Below are 17,069 nucleotides of genomic sequence, written 5' to 3' on the forward strand. Positions count from 1 at the left end.
TTTCAGAACTGGGTGTCGCGAGCAAGCAGGGCGTTTTGCGTGGACACCCAAGCTTGTTGTTGATCGGCACCTGGGGCTGCTGCCTGAGCCTGGTTGAGCTGATTCAATAAGGGCGAGATGCTGTTGGCGATCGCCGCGTAATTCCTGGGGTGGTAGCGGTCTGCCGGTTGGAATTGGGTCAAATCAACGGTTTTGTCCCCACGCTCTCTTGCAACCGACGCCACCAATTCCCGTGCTTTGGGGTCATAAGGCAAAACCCAAACCCTTTCTTTGGCATTGAGTTCAGAGCGGATGCGTTGGAGGTTTTGGGTGATTCGCTCCGGTGTGTAGGACTTATTGACCGTGCTGTTGACGAAATCGTTGGTGCCCACTGAGATGATGGCCAGTTCGGCGTTCTTGACCCCAGCGTGTTTGTTCAGCTGGTCCAAAATCTGAGGGCTGCTGTGACCACCAACGGCGTTGACCGCCAAGCTGCCTTGGCTTTGCGTCAAGAATTTCCGGCCGGGTGCAAAGTCGGGTGTGATGCCACTTTGCTGGAGCATGGCACCACCAATGCCCACAGCGATGCTGTCCCCACGATGGCGACCTTGGGGCCTGTGCCCGCGGGCCATGAGGCGCTTGGCCGGGTTAAAGACGGTTGAAGTGTGGCCTTGTCTGGCTTTGTGGGGTTGCTCGTTGGTGTGCTGGCAAGTTCTCGGGACTTCAATCCCGAATGGGTGTCAGAGAACTGGGGGGCAGAGAAATTGAGGGTTTGCCCCACGCGTATCAGATTGGGGTTTGTCAGCGAATTGTTTTTGGCCACGGTCATGGCCATTCGATGAACTTCTGACGCATTGGCAGCTTGACCTTGCACATGCAGGTATTTCCGGGTAAGCCCTGTCAGGGTGTCGCCGCGTTGGACTTGAACGTTTTCTCTGTTCGTTGTGCCTGTGGGTTTGACGTGAGCGAGGGTCTCCCGGAAGGTGGTTGGCTTGAACTGGGATGAATGGTCAATCCTTGTTTTTGCGCGCACAGGCCTCCCTGCGTCCGCCAGAGCGGGCGCGGCAGCTTGAAATGGTCCCACGGACTTCATAGAAAGAAATTCAATTTCGTTACAACACAAAACATCGGTTATTCGATACTTGGATTGAAGTAAGCAATGTTCATGCCCAAGCTCTTGAGCTTTGGCCCTGAAACAGCAAGCCCCACTTACAATGCCAAATCGGCTTACGGGCTGGCTTGTGCTTTTGAATGCATCTTTCAGTGATTGGGTATGCAGCGCGACCACTTTCTATCCAGTTGGGTGCATCGGCTGACAAGGCTGGGCATCTTCGGCATTTTGTGTCTGATGCAGCAGCCGTCGGCGTGGATGGACGCGTTGGATGGTGCGGTGCCGAATCGTTTGGAGGTCGTGTCAGATGAATTCGACGCACGCGGACCAGTGGATGCTGTATTTGTAGAGCAGGTGTTCCAGACCATTTGCCAATCCGGGATTCGCCATCCTCGAATCGTCATGCGGCAAGCCATTTTGGAAACGGGCTGGTTTCGCAGTCCATTCCTGATGAGCCGCAACAACTTGTTTGCGTTCAGACGCGGTCATTACCTGCGGTTTGACCGGTTTGGGCACAGCATCCTGTTCTACAAAGCATGGCAAGACAAGAACATGCCGACTGGGGTGGATGACTATTATCGGTTCCTTGATCAGATTAAATATGGCACTCCCGACTACACTAGCCATCTCAAAAATATTACCTGGAACAGGGATTGCCTATCAATTCCTGTAGCCGATAGAGCAGTGACATGGTTTTCTCGAGCCTGACGTTTCTTTTTTTCTTTCTTCCCGCTTGTCTGATTTGTTACTACGCCTTTCCACAAAGGACTGTCCGTAATCTGATTTTGACGGCCTTTTCGCTCATTTTTTATGCATGGGGTGAGCCGATTTGGGTGAGTTTGTTGATCATTTCTTGTGTTTGGGACTTTTTCAACGGGCTGTTCATTGACCATTTTAAAAATCGCAAGGTCATCGCACGCTTGGGTGTGATCAGTTCGTTGACGGTCAATTTGGCATTGTTGGTCTCTTTCAAATATGCCGACTTCATTGTAGAGACGGTGAATGCTTTGACCGGTCTGGGCTTCAAGGCGCCGGGTATTTTGTTGCCAATTGGTATTTCTTTTTACACATTTCAAACCATCTCTTATACGGTTGATGTGTATCGGGGGGAGGTTCCTGCACAGAAGAATTTCTTGAACTTCATTTTGTTTGTCGTTTCGTTTCACCAACTGGTGGCCGGGCCTATCGTGCGTTATTCGCACATTGCCCGTGAAATCGAAGAGCGGGTGTTCAGTTTGCCTGATTTCAGCAACGGTGTGACCCGCTTTTGCAAGGGCTTGTTCAAGAAGGTGTTCATCGCCAATACCGCTGGAGAGTTGTGCCTGCAGTTTTTGGGTCAGGACATGAGCCACACCACGGTCGCAGGTGAGTGGTTTGGTTTGTTGATGTACAGCTTGCAAATTTATTTCGATTTTTCTGGCTACTCCGACATGGCCATCGGTTTGGGCTGGATGTTCGGTTTCCATTACCACGAGAACTTCAAGCATCCCTATACGGCCACATCCATCACCGACTTCTGGCGTCGTTGGCACATTTCGTTGGGCACGTTTTTCAGGGACTATGTTTACATCCCATTAGGCGGTAACAGAAGGTATCCCATCCGGAACATGTTCATTGTTTGGGGGCTCACGGGCATCTGGCACGGTGCCAGTTGGAACTTTGTGCTTTGGGGGCTGTATTTCGGTGTGATTCTCTGGTTTGAAAAGCAGGTGTTGCTGCGCTTACTGGACGCAATGCCCAACTTCGTGAAGCACGTGTATGCCATTTTCTTCATTGTTTTGGGTTGGGCCATTTTCTTCTTCACGGACTTGAGTCGTCTTGGTAGCACCTTGAAAGTGATGTTCGGGATGGCCGATGTGCCGCTGTATAACTTTCAGCTGGACGCAGCTTTCTGGGCCAACGCCTATTGGTTGGTGTTTGCCTTGGTCATGTGTGCTCCTCTGTATGCGCGTGCGCATGCCGGTCTCAAGCAACACTTGACTGCGATCACTTACCAGTGGGCCGTGGTCTTTCAGAATTTGTTGTTCCTTGGGGTCAGTGTGGTGCTTCTGGTGGGGCAAACCTACAACCCTTTCATTTACTTTCGGTTCTGACCATGCAGCAGCATCATTCCACCCCTTACATGGACTGGACACAAACGATCTTGTTCACAGGATTGCTGATCGGTTTGGGCGTGTTTTTTGTGATGACGCCCAAAGAAGCGGTGTCTGAAGGTGAAAAACGCAAGCTTGCACAGTTTCCGGAGTTCTCTTGGTCAGCCATGGGTCATGGGACATACATGAAGCAGATCGACGATTTTGTGGCGGACAACTTTGTCTTCAGGTATGCCTTGACCGATGTGGCCGGACAAATCAAGCAGTGGCGAGGATGGGCGCAAGACGACATCCAGGTGTTCTCGGACAAAGGCACTCATCAAGGCGGCGGTGCAACAACTGCAGCCCATGAGACGCCAGCTGCTGCTGTTCGCCCGCCTGTCGCTCCGGCCTCAAATCAGGCAAAGCCGTCGCAAACAGCGAGTGAAGGTGTAACCCAGACGCGTCGACCTGATGGTTCGACTGTTGGCGCTGGCGTTGAGGCTGCGGTGGTTTCGCAGTCAGACGACACGCCTTATCAAAATATCGAATCCGTCATCATTTATAAAAATCGGGCGGTGCAAATGTTGGGGGGCTCGCCTCAAATGGCGGTGCCGTTTGCCGCGGTGGTGGGGCGTTATCAACAGGAGTTGCCGCAGACCAACATTTATTTCATGCCCATTCCGATTGGCGCGGACTATTACCTGCCGGCCAAAGTCAACAAAGGGGTGATGCGGGAAAAGTTGGTCATCGACCATGCCTTGAGCTTGTTGCCGCAGCAGGTTCGGCCTGTACATGCTTATGAAAAACTTGCGCAACACACATCTGAATATGTGTATTTCAATACGGACCACCATTGGACGGGTCTGGGGGCTTATTACGCTTACACCGCTTTTGCAGAAGCAGCCCACATCACGCCCTTGCCATTGAATGCCCTGACCAAAAAGGAAATTCCCAATTTCCTGGGCACCCTCTACCATCGCACCTTGTCTCCGGTCCTCAAGAGCAAGGGTGATACGGTGGAGTATTACAAGGTGCCAGTTCAGACATCTGTCAAATTTTATGCAGCGGGTTCGCGTCAGGGTCAGCCAACGCAGCTGTACGCCGAATATGCTCGCGGGGCCGGTGCTTACGGCGTATTTTTGGGGGGTGATTACCCCATGATGAAAATCACCAGCGATGTCAAAAATGGGCGCAAGATCGTGGTGCTAAAAGACTCGTATGGCAATGCGTTTGTCCCTTATCTTGCATCGCATTACGAAGAGGTTTATGTGCTCGATTACCGTCATTTCAATGGCAACATCAAGACCCTGATCCAGCAAGAAGGAATCCAGGACTTGTTGTTTGCGCACAATTCATATGTATTTCTGAGTGGCTATACGGTGCAGCGCGAGCGCGGGTTCTTGACGGGTGGAGCTGCCGTGGCCCGCAAGGCGTCAGCGTCTGAGGCGGCGCAATGAAGAGGAATTCTTTCATGACGTTTTTGATTCGTGGTTTGTCCACGCGTGCTGTGGCCAGCGCGGCTGCTTGTGCTTTGTTGGTGGCTTGTGCAACCAATCAGGGCGAGCCTGTCAAGGCGGTGCCGACAATGCCTGCTTTGCCTGTGGTGAGCATCACGCCAGTAGCAACGCCCGCAGCCCCTCAGGTAGTCAAAAATGCGCCAGTCCCGCAACTCCAGCGACGCCCGTCACTTGCGGCTGCGGCAGAGGGCGCATCCAAGCCTGCATTTGGATGGAAAACTCTGCCAGAGCTCATCGGTGCCGAGAAGGCACAGCTTTTCTATACATTCGTCACGCCTGAAGTCAACACATTGGAGGCGGCCAATGTTCAGCTTTTACAGCGTTTGAGAGACAAGTGGGACGGGGCTGCACAAGGGCGCTTCACGGTGCTGCATTTTGGTGATTCCCATGTTCAGGGCGGGTATGGGGCTCAGATTTCCCGACACAAACTCCAATCGCTGATGGGCAGCGCTGGGCGCGGCATGGTGTTCCCCTACGCCATCGCCAAAACGTATTCGCAAAACGATTACAAATCCAGTTTCGAAGGTGAGTGGGTCACGGCCAACAGCATTCAGGTCTACCCCAAATTGCCCTTGGGGGTGTCTGGTTTCGTCGCGCGCACGGCCAGTACCCAGTCTGCCTTCACATTGCAGTTCAATCAGCAGTTCGAACCCGGTGCCAAAGTGCTGAAATTCATGTACCGCAGCACCTCTGCAGCGTACCGTTTGCGGATGCAATCGGGCGATTTGTTGTGGGAAAGTGAACTCCAAGGCGATGACGGGTCACAGGGGAGTTCCCGCATGGTCGAGATCGCAGTACCTCAACTGTTTGACGTTATCCGTTTTGATGTGGTGAATGCAGATCCCAAGCCCGAAGATACTTTCGAGTTGCATGGCTTGAGCATTGAAAACAAGACACCCGGCGTGATCTATCACAACCTCGGTGTGGGCGGGGCGGCATATGGGGCATTGCGCTCCCAGGCCTACTTTGAAGCGCAGTCGAGTTTGTTGGCGCCTGATCTGGTGATCCTGGATTGGGGTACCAACGATCTCATCTACAAAAACACTGTTCCTGAGCAGCTGAAGGCCACCATTGTGGAAACCATCCGGAAAGTGCGTGCCGAGCACCCGGATGCCCTGATTGTGTTGACCAGCGTCCAGGACACCTATTTTCGTAAACAGCCCATTACGGCTACTTGGGATTTTGCCCAATTGATCCGTCGTATCGCCCAGGAAAACGATTGCCTTTTGTACGACTGGTACCGTGTGGCAGGTGGCGCTGATGCCATGCGCACTTGGTATGCTTACGGTCTAGCCCAACCGGACCACGTGCATTTGAGTGGTACGGGTTACGCGATCAAGGGTGATTTGTTGGCGCAAGCGATGCTCAATGCCATGAGCTGGCGCAAAAATAATCCGGACAAAACCAGTTTGTGGGTGGACGCTCAACAAGCCGAAGTGCCCAGATCGGTTTCGGCTTGGCTCAAGGCTTTGCAGCCGTTTCAGCTGCGTCCTGATCTGATCCGTGTCAGTGCGCCCGTGAAAGCCAAAAGTAAAGCCACGGCAGCCAATGCCAAGACGGCCTCACGTCACGGGGCCAAGGCCAATCAATCCAAACCGAAAGCAGCGGTCAAATCGACCACCAAATCCAAATCGAGCAAGTCCCAAAAAACCCCATGAAGTGACTGTCGGGAACGCGGATGGATGGGCACGGCAGCCCATCATTCACCGGTCGTCGACGTTCCAGGGGAATCGTTTGTCCGGGGTGAATCAGGGGCGATTGATGCCTGATCAGGGCACGACTTGGTCCATTGGATCTTCCTCAAATGTTCCATGTAGCCTGCGCTGGCGTAACGGATGCTTTTCAGGAATTCGCCATAGTCTTTGTGCTCGTTGGCGTTGTAGTACTTGTCCTGCCAAGACTTGTAGTACGCGATGCTGTCTTGCCATTGATTGAAAATCAGATAGTTGGAATTTCTGAAACCAAACAGGTTCTGTCTCTTCATCAAAAAGGGTGCGCGCATCCAACCTGTTTCCAGAATGGCCTGTCGCATCACCGTGTCAGGTTGCTGAATGTTCAACCTGCAAATTTCAACGAAAACAGCCTCAACCAGATCTTGGTTGATCTTGCCTAAGGATTGAGCTTGCGTGCAGGTCGCGGTGATGGAGAAGATCACGCCAAGCCCAGTCAAAATGTGACGGCTCCAATTGCTCATGCTCATGCGCCCGTCAATGGCGTGTCGTGCGGGCGGTAAACCAGGTGTCGGGCATGGGGAGATTGGAGGTTATTGGCGTGGTATGCCTTCAGACTTGGGGGCATTGGGGAGCTTGACGGCGACATCGGTGTAGATCACGCTCAGCGGAAAGCGTTGACCCGCTAGGTGGTCTTCGATGCAGCGCAACACCAAAGGGCTTCGATGGCGGTCTGCACTGGCGCGCACTTCCTCGGGTGTCATCCAGAGGGTTCGGACGATCCCCTCATCCAGGCTCAGGTGGGGTTGCAGGTCGCCGATGTCACCGCAAAAAGCCATCCGCACATAGGTGATGTCTTCACCCGTTGCGGCGCGCTGAAAGCGTGACAAATAGATGCCAACCAAGGCCGTAGGGTTGAAGGGGTGGGCTGTTTCCTCCAAGGCTTCACGGGCACAGCCGTCGGCGGGTGATTCGCCCTCGTCCAGGTGCCCGGCCGGGTTGTTCAGGCGCAAGCCTTCCTGGGTGTGTTCTTCGATCAACAAATAGCGGCCATTTTTCTCAATGATGGCGGCCACGGTGACATTGGGTTTCCAGCGTGTGTCCATGGTGTGATTATCGGCTGGGCACCGAGTGGTGATGCTTGGGATTGACCTGATTCGACTGTCGTAAGTTTCAGTATATATTTAAGCGTTGATTTGCCCTGCCAGGCGCAAGTCCTGCGATTTCATCATCATCATCTGGAGACAAACCATGCGCATAGGCGTGCCGCGAGAGATATTCCTCGGTGAAAAACGGGTGGCCACTGTGCCCGATGCGGTCACCAAGCTGGTCAAGCTTGGCTTTGAAGTGGCGGTGGAACGGGGTGCCGGTGAGCTGGCCGACCTGTCGGACGACGCCTACGTCGAAGCCGGTGCCACCATTGCGCCCAGTGCCGCTGAACTGTGGCTCAGCAGCGACATCGTCTTCAAGGTGCGCGCGCCTACGCCCGATGAAGTGGCGCTGATGCACGAAGGCCAGACGCTGATCGGCTTTTTGTGGCCCGCCCAAAACCCCGATTTGATGCAGCAGCTCGCGGCCAAAAAAGTCACGGCGCTGTCGATTGACGCACTGCCCCGCACTTTGAGCCGCGCCCAGAAGATGGACGCGCTGACCTCCATGGCCGGCGTCAGCGGCTACCGCGCCGTGGTCGAGGCGGCCAACGCTTTTGGCCGTTTCTTCAACGGCCAGATCACGGCCGCAGGCAAGGTGCCCCCGGCCAAGGTGTTCATTGCCGGAGCCGGTGTGGCCGGTTTGGCCGCCATTGGCGCAGCCGCCAGTCTGGGCGCCATCGTGCGCGCCAACGACACCCGCGCCGAAGTGGCCGACCAAGTCGTGTCACTCGGCGGTGAATTCGTCAAGGTGGATTACGAAGAAGAAGGCTCGGGCGGCGGCGGTTACGCCAAGGTCATGAGCGAAGGCTTCCAGGCCGCGCAGCGCCAGATGTACGCGCAGCAGGCCAAAGAGTGCGACATCATCATCACCACCGCGCTGATCCCCGGCAAACCCGCGCCCAAGCTGATCACGGCCGAGATGGTGCAAAGCATGAAGCCCGGCAGCGTGATCGTGGACATGGCCGCCGAGCAAGGCGGCAACTGCGAGTTGACCGAGCCGGGCAAGGCCGTGGTCAAGCATGGCGTGACCATCGTCGGTTACACGGATCTGGCCTCGCGCATGGCGCGCCAGTCGTCCACGCTGTACGGCACCAACCTGTTCCGCCTGACGGAAGAGCTGTGCAAGACCAAGGACGGCGTCATCAACGTCAACATGCAAGACGACGCCATTCGGGGCCTGACGGTCATCAAGGATGGCGAGATCACCTGGCCCGCGCCCCCACTGGTGGTGGCGCCCAAGCCTGCGCCCAAGCCCACGGTGGCGGTGGCCGAGAAAAAAAGCGGTCACGGCCACGGCAGCAGCGGCCCCATGCCCGCCAAAACGCTGGCGGTGGTGTTTGGTCTGGGTGCCTTGGTGTTCTGGGCCATTGGCGCTTACGCACCGGCGGCCTTTTTGGGCCACTTCACGGTGTTTGTGCTGGCTTGCTTCATCGGCAACATGGTGGTCTGGAACGTGACACCCGCGCTGCACACACCGCTCATGAGCGTGACGAACGCCATCTCCAGCATCATCGTGATCGGTGCGCTGGTGCAGATCTTGCCGCCCGAGGCGGGCACGAATGGCCGGCCCGATCAGCTCATCCAGTGGCTGGCTTTTGCCGGCATTGTGCTCACGGCCGTCAACATGTTCGGTGGCTTTGCAGTCACCCGCCGCATGTTGGACATGTTCCGCAAATAAATGACTTCGGGGACGGATCTTTAGCTCGGTCCCCGACTGATTAATGACTTCGGGGACGGATTTTTAGCGCTGTCCTCGACTGATCAAGACAAGAAACAAGGAAAGACGATCATGTCTCAAAGTCTCATTTCTCCGAGCCTGGCCACGGCCGCCTACTTGGGCGCGGCCATCCTTTTTATCCTCAGCCTGGGTGGCTTGTCCAACCCAGAAACATCGCGTCGGGGCAATCTCTACGGCGTCATCGGCATGGCGTTGGCGGTGATCGCCACCATCGTGGGCCCGCGTGTGGCCGCTGCGGGCATCCCGTGGATCATCGGCGCGCTGCTGATCGGTGGCAGCGTGGGTTTCTACGCCGCCAAAACCGTCAAGATGACCCAGATGCCGGAGCTGGTCGCGCTGATGCACAGCCTGGTGGGCTTGGCGGCTTGCCTCGTGGGTTTTGCCAGCTACGTGGACACCTCGGTCCAGTACCAAGGCGCTGAAAAAGCCATTCATGAGGTGGAGATCTACGTCGGCATCCTGATCGGTGCGGTCACCTTCTCGGGCTCGCTGATCGCCTTTGGTAAGCTCAACGGCAAGATCGGCGGCAAGCCTTTGCTGCTGCCCGCACGCCACTGGCTCAACCTGTTGGGCCTGTTGGTGGTGGTCTGGTTTGGCCGTGAGTTCGTGAACGCGCACGATGTGCAAAGCGGCATGACGCCGCTGATCATCATGACCGCCATCGCCTTGCTGTTCGGCATCCACATGGTCATGGCCATTGGCGGCGCCGACATGCCGGTGGTGGTGTCCATGCTCAACAGCTATTCCGGTTGGGCCGCTGCGGCCACCGGCTTCATGCTCAGCAACGACTTGCTGATCGTGACCGGCGCGCTGGTGGGTTCGTCCGGTGCCATCCTGTCCTACATCATGTGCAACGCGATGAACCGCAACTTCATCAGCGTGATCGCAGGGGGCTTCGGTGGTGGGGCACCTGCTGCGCCCAAGGCCGACGGCGCTGCGGCCGAGCCGCAAGGTGAGGTGGTGCCTGTGAGCGCGACCGAGACCGCTGAGCTGCTGCGCGACGCCAAGCGCGTGATCATCGTGCCGGGTTACGGCATGGCAGTGGCCCAAGCCCAACACACGGTCAATGAAATCACCAAGACCCTGCGCGATCGCGGCGTCAATGTGCGTTTCGGCATCCACCCCGTGGCGGGCCGCATGCCCGGCCACATGAACGTGCTGTTGGCCGAGGCCAAGGTGCCCTACGACATCGTGCTGGAGATGGACGAAATCAACGACGATTTCCCGGACACCGATGTGGTCATGGTCATCGGGGCCAACGACATTGTCAACCCGGCGGCGCAAGAAGACCCGACCAGCCCGATCGCCGGCATGCCGGTGCTCGAAGTCTGGAAAGGCCGCACCAGCATCGTCATGAAGCGCTCCATGGCCAGCGGCTACGCGGGCGTGGACAACCCGTTGTTCTACAAAGAAAACAACCGCATGCTGTTTGGTGATGCCAAGAAAATGCTCGATGAAGTGCTGGTGGCTTTGAAAATGTGAACCCGGGAAATCCAGTAGCTCTGCGAGTCAGTTTGCCGTCAGTAGTGCGGTAGACTGGCTCACAGGAGAACCTGATATGAACTTGAATCCCGTTTGGCTGAACAGTTACCCTGAAGGCGTTCCAGCAGACATCGATCCCACCCAATACAGCTCTCTGGTGGGCTTGCTTGAAGAGAGTTTTTCCAAATACGCCACCCGTTCTGCCTACAGTTTTTTGGGCAAGGACATCACTTACGCCCAGACCGACCGCGAAAGCCTGGCCATGGCGGCGTACCTACAATCTTTGGGTTTGAGCACTGGCGATCGCGTCGCGATCATGATGCCCAATGTGCCTCAGTACCCTGTGGCTGTGGCAGCCATCTTGCGTGCAGGCTTTGTGGTTGTGAATGTCAACCCGCTGTACACCGCACGCGAACTCGAGCACCAACTCAAGGACTCAGGTGCCAAAGCGATTGTGATCATCGAGAACTTTGCCGCGACGCTTGAGAAATGCATCGCGCAAACGCCTGTGCAACATGTTGTGTTGGCCTCCATGGGCGACCGGTTGGGTTGGCTCAAGGGCAGCTTGGTCAACTACGTGGTGCGCAACGTCAAGAAGATGGTGCCTGCCTTCAATTTGCCGCAGGCTGTCCGGTTCAACGATGCTTTGTCCAAAGGCCGGCAGCAGGCTTTTCGCAAGCCCGAACTCTCGGCCAATGACATCGCCGTACTCCAATACACCGGCGGCACCACCGGCGTGTCCAAAGGTGCGGTGCTGCTGCACCGCAACCTGATTGCCAATGTGCTGCAATCCGAGGCCTGGAACGAACCGGTGATGAAACGCATCCCTGCAGGTGAGCAGCCCACCTCCGTGTGCGCTTTGCCGCTGTACCACATCTTCGCGTTCACAGTGAACATGATGCTGTCCATGCGTTCGGGCGGAAAGACCATCCTGATCCCCAACCCGCGTGACTTGCCTGCGGTGCTCAAGGAGTTGTCCAAGCACACGTTTCACAGCTTTCCGGCGGTCAACACCTTGTTCAACGGTTTGGCCAACCACCCTGATTTCAACACTGTCAACTGGTCCAACCTCAAGGTGTCCCTGGGCGGGGGCATGGCGGTGACGCCCAACGTGGCCAAGCTCTGGCTCGAGAAAACCGGTTGCCCGATTTGTGAGGGCTATGGCTTGTCTGAAACCAGCCCTTCCGCGAGCTGCAACCCGACCACCAGCACCGAGTTCACAGGCACCATCGGTGTGCCTTTGCCTGGCACCTGGATGAAGCTGCTCGATGACGAAGGCAACGAGGTGAGCGCGCCTGGCATGCCGGGCGAAATCGCCATCAAAGGCCCGCAGGTCATGGCGGGCTATTGGCAGCGCCCGGATGAAACCGCCAAGGTCATGACTACTGACGGCTACTTCAAATCGGGCGATGTCGGCATCATGGATGCGCGTGGCTTCTTCAAAATTGTGGACCGCAAGAAAGACATGATTTTGGTCAGCGGCTTCAACGTCTACCCTAATGAAGTGGAAGAGGTGGCATCTGCCTGCCCTGGCGTGTTGGAGTGTGCCGCGATTGGTGTGCCCGACGAAAAAACCGGGGAGGCGGTGAAATTGGTGGTGGTCAAGAAAGACCCGGCGCTGACCGAGGCGCAGATCATGGCCTATTGCCGCGAAAACATGACCGGCTACAAGCAACCCCGTGTGATCGAGTTCCGCGATGAGTTGCCCAAAACCCCGGTGGGCAAAATTTTGCGACGCGAGTTGCGCAACAAAACCTGAGTCGGTTGCCCGGCCTCATTGGGGCCTGCCCGATACACTTCAAAGCGGCCCTCGTGGCCGCTTTTTCAATCCAGTTTCGAAGGAAACCCTATGGCGGTGATCGGCATCATGAGTGCCATGCACGAAGAATTGTCCGCTGTGTTGGCGCAGATGTCGGACGAGCAATGTGTGTCGGTGGCCGGGCGTGACTTTTGGCTGGGACATTGGCATGGGCATGCTGTGGTGGCGGTGCTCTCGCGCATTGGCAAAGTGTCGGCCGCCACCACCGCCACGGTCTTGCTGGAGCGGTTTCATGTGGACACCCTGGTTTTTACCGGCGTGGCCGGTGGCCTGGGGTCGGGTGTGCGTGTGGGCGATGTGGTGGTGGCGACCGGGCTGGTGCAGCACGACATGGACGCATCTCCGCTGTTTCCCCGTCACGAAGTGCCCTTGTATGGCCGAGCCCGTTTTGAGACCGATATGGGCTTGGTGGCCCAGCTGGCCTCGGCCACTCGGCAAGTGCTGGGCGATGCCCGGCGGCATTTGGGCACGGAGACATTCACCCAATTTGAATTGAGCCAAGCACAAATGCACCTGGGCTTGGTGATCAGTGGCGACCGTTTTGTGGCCACATCCATGGAAAGTCGGGCCTTGAGCCAAGCCTTGCCCGATGCTTTGGCTGTTGAGATGGAGGGTGCTGCGGTGGCGCAGGTCTGCCATGACTATCAGGTGCCTTTTGCAGCGGTTCGCACGATTTCAGACCGTGCCGATGACGAAGCCCATACCGACTTCAGCCGCTTTATCCGCGAAGTTGCCAGCCGTTACAGCTTGGCGATTTTGTCGCAATGGTTGACCAGCCGTCAGCCGGTCTGAGCGGGTTTTATTTGAGCCAGCCGCGCCGACGGAAATACCACATGGGCACCACAGCGCTTGCGGCCATCAATGCGAGTGCATAGGGGTAGCCCCATTTTTGCGACAGCTCGGGCATGTACTGGAAGTTCATGCCGTACAGGCTGGCGATCAAGGTGGGTGGCAGCAGGGCGACACTGGCCACCGAGAAGATCTTGATGATCTTGTTCTGGTTGATGTTGATGAAACCCACAGTGGCGTCCATCAAGAAGTTGATTTTGTCGAATAAAAAAGCCGTGTGCGAGTCGAGCGAGTCGATGTCGCGCAGGATTTGGCGGGCTTCTTCAAACTGCTCGGCATTGAGCATTTTGGAGCGCATCATGAAGCTCACCGCGCGGCGGGTGTCCATCACGTTGCGTCGGATGCGCCCGTTCAGGTCTTCCTGGCGGGCGATGGCGCCCAGCACTTCACCGGCCATGGCGTCGGTCACGTCACCCGACAGCACTTTTTTACCCGCAGTTTCGAGCTTGTCGTAAATGCCTTCGAGCGTGTCGGCCGAGTACTCGGCATCGGCGTCAAACAGCTTGAGCAGCACTTCCTTGGCGTCTTCGATCAGGCCCGGTGCGCGGCGGGCGCGCATGCGCAGCAGGCGAAACACCGGCACGTCTTCGTCGTGGATGGAAAACAGCACGCCCTGACTTTTCAGGTTGGGGTTGTGCTGGTTGAGGATGAAGGCGCAGCGCACGGTGCGCGGCTCGTCTTCGTCAGCGATCAAGAAGTCGGAGCGGATGTGCAGCTCGCCGTTGTCTTCTTCGTAAAAGCGTGCGGATTCTTCGATGTCCTCGTCCATCGCGTCTTCCGGGATGGACAGGCCAAAATATTGTTTGATCCAGCGTTTTTCTTCCAGCGTAGGCGACTCCAAGTCGACCCAGATGGGCTGGAAACGGGAGAGTTCTTCCAGCGACTCGATCTCTTCCTGAAAGAGACGACCGTTGGCGAGAGTGAAGATGTTGAGCATGGCGAATCCGAAAAATGGCCAGTTGCCAAAAGTTCAATGGGGCGGCGAAGTGTTTTTGCAGCTTTCGAACGATGGGCCAGTTGCTCAGCGCGTTCGAAAGCTACCGACTCGGGGTAGTTTCCACGGCAGTGTGTCTCCAGAATGAATCGGCGGATTATCGCACCGGATGGCTGGGCTGGGGACTCAAAAAAGCCAGGATTTCATCGGCTCTGGCCTGCACGTCCGCTTGGCCGAGTGCCATCAAGGCCTGGACAAAGCCGGGTTCAAACAACAAATAACTGGCCAAAGCGGCACCGCTGCCTCGCAGGGCACCCAAGCCCTCCAGCACCCGGATGATCGGTTTGGGCAAGGCGTGGGCATGTTCTTGTGCCAGCGCATCCAGCGAAGCGCTGGGCTGCAGCGCCAAAACCTGAACCGACCGGAAGGGCAATTCGGCGCGAACGCTGTCGGGCAGCATGCTCAGTGATTGGTTGACGCGGTTGATTTGCGCCACATCGGCATCCAGCGTGTCGTGGAAAACACTGGCCATGGCGTGTCCCGCGATGGTGCCCAGCGAGGGTCGTCCGTTGGACGGCATGGGCGAGCCGAGACCCGCCCGCTGGGGCTGCCCCACGCCAATGGCCACTATCCGGTCTGCGCCCAGGTGCACGGCAGATGACAAAGGCGAAAGCTGCCGCATCGAGCCATCCCCAAAAAATTCCATCCCACCATCCACCCACAGCGGCGTGGATGGAAAAATGAAGGGGATGGCGCTGGAGGCCATCAAGTGCTCAATGGTGATCGGTTGTTGTTCTGCTCGCCTGCCGGGACGGCTCCAGGGTATGGGCTGGCCGTCACGGGTTTGGCAAAAAGTCCAGTGGGCCCCGCTGGAATAACTGGAGGCCGTGACGGCCAGCGCCTGCAACACCCCGTGTTGCAGGGCTGTATCGATGCGCTCCAGCGCAATCGCACCGTGCAAGGTGTTGACCAAGGCCAGACTGTCCATGAGTGCGGCAGATTGCCGGGCTGACAGCACCAGTCCAAGGGCCGTGGCCCATCGGCTGAGTTTGGCCAAGGGGGTTGGGGGCAGCTGGTAGACCGCCTCTGAGCGCAGCTCACCCCAAAATCGGGCCAGGTCATCCAGGCCGCGCAGACCCTCCATGGCCTTGCTGGCCAGGAATGTGGCGTTCAAGGCTCCTGCCGAAGTGCCCGCCAGGATTTGAAAGGGGAAGGGTTTGTCTGCGTTCGCCCCCCGGTTTCCCAATAATTTGCCGATGGCCTGCAGCGCGCCAGCTTGGTAGGCGGTGCGTGCACCACCCCCCATCAGCACCAGGCCATGGACCGGGCGGGCGTTTGTCGCGTGAAGCGTCGGCGTCAGGCTGTCGATGTGCATGGGCAGGGGTTGTGACGCGGGGTGTTAGATTCAGTCAATTCACTTGCATTGTTCCATGACACCTCATCTGACCCCACGGCGAGAGCGCTGGCTCCTCTTCACGCTGGCTGGCATCCAGTTCACCCACATTCTGGACTTCATGATCATGATGCCGCTGGGGCCGCAGTTCACGGCCCTGTTTGGCATCAGCAATGCGCAGTTCGGCTTGCTGGTTTCCGCTTACACCTTGTCTGCTGGCCTGTCCGGCCTGATGGCGGCCACCTACATCGACCGTTTCAGCCGCAAACGCTTGCTGCTCGTGATGTACATCTTGTTTGGATTGGCCACACTGGCTTGTGGTCTGGCACCCGACTATGTCTGGTTGATGGTGGCGCGCGTGGCCGCAGGCTTGTTTGGTGGCGTTTTGTCGGCCTTGTCCCAGACCATCGTGGCCGATGTGGTCCCGTTCGAGCGCCGGGGTCGGGCCATGAGCGTGGTGATGACCTCGTTTTCCGTGTCCACGGTGGCGGGCGTGCCCTTGGGGCTGTTTCTGGCGGCGCATTTGAGCTGGCATGCGCCTTTCTTTGGCATTGCCGTGCTGGTGGGCTTGCTCTCGCTCGGTGCTTGGCAAACCTTACCCCGTCTGGACGCCCACCTGCACCATCCCGAAAGGGTCAGCGTGTGGCGCGGTATTGGTCAGGTGCTGGCCGAGGCCAATCACCTCAAGGCCTTCGGGGTGTCGGGCCTGATGATGTTCGCGGCGTTCACTGTCATTCCATACATCACCATTTATCTGCAGTCCAACTCTGGCATGCAAGCGGCGCAAGTGCCTTGGATCTACCTGTGCGGTGGCGTGGCCACTTTGCTCAGTGCGCGCTATTTTGGCCGCCTGACGGATCGGGTGGGCAAGGTCAAGATGTTTCAACGCTTGGCTTTGGCGGTGACCGTGCCCTTGATGGCCACCACGCTTTCGCAAGGCCTTCCCTTGTGGGGCTTGCTGGCCATATCGACCCTGTTCTTTACCGTCATGAGCGGGCGCATGATTCCCGGCATGGCGATGATTTCATCGGCTGTCGAGCCGCGTTTGCGCGGCACGTTCATGACCCTCAACTCGGCGGTGCAGTCGGCGTCCATGGGCTTGGCGGCTTTGGTGGCGGGCCTCATCATTGGGCGAGATGCCCAAGGGCAGCTCACCTTGTATTGGGTGGCGGGTTTGTTGGGGGTGGCGGCCAGTTTGCTCAGTGCCTGGCTGGCAGGGCATTTGCGTTTGCATGGTGCGCCAGCCTACGTTGCTTGACGCAAGCATCGGAGGCATAAAACAGGAGGGCTTGCTTTGAGCTCCACTCCAAGTCAGACGATAGCACCGAAAAGCCTGTTTGGGTGCAATGGC

General features: G+C 57.2%; 14 protein-coding genes. 9 read left to right on the forward strand and 5 right to left on the reverse strand.

Annotated elements, in window-relative coordinates:
- Positions 1-2: 2 nt before the first annotated feature.
- Positions 3-611 carry an SGNH/GDSL hydrolase family protein gene (locus B9Z37_RS08065; RefSeq protein ID WP_108312442.1) on the reverse strand — a complete coding sequence of 203 codons (609 nt, stop codon included), beginning with the start codon at positions 609-611 and terminating at the stop codon, positions 3-5.
- 641 nt (positions 612-1,252) lie between these two features.
- Between B9Z37_RS08065 and B9Z37_RS08070 the strand changes: the two genes are divergently transcribed.
- The 4 genes from B9Z37_RS08070 (at position 1,253) to B9Z37_RS08085 (ending at position 6,340) form a co-directional block, all read left to right on the forward strand.
- Positions 1,253-1,798 (forward strand): glucosaminidase domain-containing protein, encoded by a 546-nt coding sequence (locus tag B9Z37_RS08070; protein ID WP_108312443.1) that lies wholly within the window; start codon positions 1,253-1,255, stop codon positions 1,796-1,798.
- 425 nt (positions 1,799-2,223) lie between these two features.
- Complete coding sequence (locus B9Z37_RS14655) at positions 2,224-3,183, forward strand: MBOAT family O-acyltransferase (protein WP_240606655.1); 960 nt, start codon at positions 2,224-2,226, stop codon at positions 3,181-3,183.
- A gap of 92 nt (positions 3,184-3,275) precedes the next feature.
- The gene (locus tag B9Z37_RS14580) at positions 3,276-4,622 is read left to right on the forward strand and encodes a DHHW family protein (protein WP_276308860.1); all 1,347 of its coding nucleotides are present in this window, start codon (positions 3,276-3,278) and stop codon (positions 4,620-4,622) included.
- A 14-nt stretch (positions 4,623-4,636) separates the two neighbouring features.
- Complete coding sequence (locus B9Z37_RS08085) at positions 4,637-6,340, forward strand: GDSL-type esterase/lipase family protein (protein WP_167394343.1); 1,704 nt, start codon at positions 4,637-4,639, stop codon at positions 6,338-6,340.
- A 41-nt stretch (positions 6,341-6,381) separates the two neighbouring features.
- On the opposite strand, the gene B9Z37_RS08090 is transcribed toward B9Z37_RS08085, so the two are convergent.
- Both B9Z37_RS08090 and B9Z37_RS08095 read right to left on the reverse strand, forming a co-directional pair.
- Positions 6,382-6,882 carry a glucosaminidase domain-containing protein gene (locus B9Z37_RS08090; protein ID WP_108312447.1) on the reverse strand — a complete coding sequence of 167 codons (501 nt, stop codon included), beginning with the start codon at positions 6,880-6,882 and terminating at the stop codon, positions 6,382-6,384.
- A gap of 63 nt (positions 6,883-6,945) precedes the next feature.
- Positions 6,946-7,458: an NUDIX hydrolase gene (locus tag B9Z37_RS08095; RefSeq protein ID WP_108312448.1), complete on the reverse strand. Its 513-nt coding sequence runs from the start codon at positions 7,456-7,458 to the stop codon at positions 6,946-6,948.
- A gap of 145 nt (positions 7,459-7,603) precedes the next feature.
- Here B9Z37_RS08095 and B9Z37_RS08100 point away from each other — a divergent pair, with 145 nt between their 5' ends.
- The 4 genes from B9Z37_RS08100 (at position 7,604) to B9Z37_RS08115 (ending at position 13,334) form a co-directional block, all read left to right on the forward strand.
- A complete protein-coding gene (locus B9Z37_RS08100) occupies positions 7,604-9,181 on the forward strand; it encodes a Re/Si-specific NAD(P)(+) transhydrogenase subunit alpha (RefSeq protein WP_108312593.1) in 1,578 nt (525 codons plus the stop codon).
- 126 nt (positions 9,182-9,307) lie between these two features.
- Entirely contained in the window at positions 9,308-10,723 is a 1,416-nt protein-coding gene (gene pntB / locus B9Z37_RS08105; RefSeq protein WP_108312594.1) for a Re/Si-specific NAD(P)(+) transhydrogenase subunit beta, read from the forward strand.
- A gap of 76 nt (positions 10,724-10,799) precedes the next feature.
- Positions 10,800-12,482: a long-chain-fatty-acid--CoA ligase gene (locus tag B9Z37_RS08110; protein WP_108312449.1), complete on the forward strand. Its 1,683-nt coding sequence runs from the start codon at positions 10,800-10,802 to the stop codon at positions 12,480-12,482.
- Positions 12,483-12,572: 90 nt separating this feature from the next.
- The gene (locus tag B9Z37_RS08115; protein ID WP_108312450.1) at positions 12,573-13,334 is read left to right on the forward strand and encodes a 5'-methylthioadenosine/adenosylhomocysteine nucleosidase; all 762 of its coding nucleotides are present in this window, start codon (positions 12,573-12,575) and stop codon (positions 13,332-13,334) included.
- A 7-nt stretch (positions 13,335-13,341) separates the two neighbouring features.
- Here the strand turns inward: B9Z37_RS08115 and corA are convergent, their stop codons facing one another.
- Positions 13,342-14,328 (reverse strand): magnesium/cobalt transporter CorA, encoded by a 987-nt coding sequence (gene corA / locus B9Z37_RS08120; protein WP_108312451.1) that lies wholly within the window; start codon positions 14,326-14,328, stop codon positions 13,342-13,344.
- Positions 14,329-14,482: 154 nt separating this feature from the next.
- Complete coding sequence (locus B9Z37_RS08125) at positions 14,483-15,700, reverse strand: patatin-like phospholipase family protein (RefSeq protein WP_108312452.1); 1,218 nt, start codon at positions 15,698-15,700, stop codon at positions 14,483-14,485.
- Positions 15,701-15,755: 55 nt separating this feature from the next.
- Here B9Z37_RS08125 and B9Z37_RS08130 point away from each other — a divergent pair, with 55 nt between their 5' ends.
- The gene (locus B9Z37_RS08130) at positions 15,756-16,976 is read left to right on the forward strand and encodes an MFS transporter (RefSeq protein ID WP_108312453.1); all 1,221 of its coding nucleotides are present in this window, start codon (positions 15,756-15,758) and stop codon (positions 16,974-16,976) included.
- Positions 16,977-17,069 lie beyond the last annotated feature (93 nt).

Origin of the sequence: Limnohabitans parvus II-B4 (assembly GCF_003063455.1) — a bacterium.
Lineage (GTDB): Bacteria > Pseudomonadota > Gammaproteobacteria > Burkholderiales > Burkholderiaceae_C > Limnohabitans_A > Limnohabitans_A parvus.

What these genes read in the sequence shown, in the direction of transcription:
- B9Z37_RS08065 (WP_108312442.1), bottom strand. Translation starts at nt 611, where the DNA reads ATGGCCCGCGGGCACAGGCCCCAAGGTCGCCATCGTGGGGACAGCATC.
- B9Z37_RS08070 (WP_108312443.1), top strand. Translation starts at nt 1,253, where the DNA reads ATGCAGCGCGACCACTTTCTATCCAGTTGGGTGCATCGGCTGACAAGG.
- B9Z37_RS14580 (WP_276308860.1), top strand. Translation starts at nt 3,276, where the DNA reads ATGACGCCCAAAGAAGCGGTGTCTGAAGGTGAAAAACGCAAGCTTGCA.
- B9Z37_RS08085 (WP_167394343.1), top strand. Translation starts at nt 4,637, where the DNA reads ATGACGTTTTTGATTCGTGGTTTGTCCACGCGTGCTGTGGCCAGCGCG.
- B9Z37_RS08090 (WP_108312447.1), bottom strand. Translation starts at nt 6,882, where the DNA reads ATGAGCATGAGCAATTGGAGCCGTCACATTTTGACTGGGCTTGGCGTG.
- B9Z37_RS08095 (WP_108312448.1), bottom strand. Translation starts at nt 7,458, where the DNA reads ATGGACACACGCTGGAAACCCAATGTCACCGTGGCCGCCATCATTGAG.
- B9Z37_RS08100 (WP_108312593.1), top strand. Translation starts at nt 7,604, where the DNA reads ATGCGCATAGGCGTGCCGCGAGAGATATTCCTCGGTGAAAAACGGGTG.
- B9Z37_RS08110 (WP_108312449.1), top strand. Translation starts at nt 10,800, where the DNA reads ATGAACTTGAATCCCGTTTGGCTGAACAGTTACCCTGAAGGCGTTCCA.
- B9Z37_RS08115 (WP_108312450.1), top strand. Translation starts at nt 12,573, where the DNA reads ATGGCGGTGATCGGCATCATGAGTGCCATGCACGAAGAATTGTCCGCT.
- corA (WP_108312451.1), bottom strand. Translation starts at nt 14,328, where the DNA reads ATGCTCAACATCTTCACTCTCGCCAACGGTCGTCTCTTTCAGGAAGAG.
- B9Z37_RS08125 (WP_108312452.1), bottom strand. Translation starts at nt 15,700, where the DNA reads ATGCACATCGACAGCCTGACGCCGACGCTTCACGCGACAAACGCCCGC.
- B9Z37_RS08130 (WP_108312453.1), top strand. Translation starts at nt 15,756, where the DNA reads ATGACACCTCATCTGACCCCACGGCGAGAGCGCTGGCTCCTCTTCACG.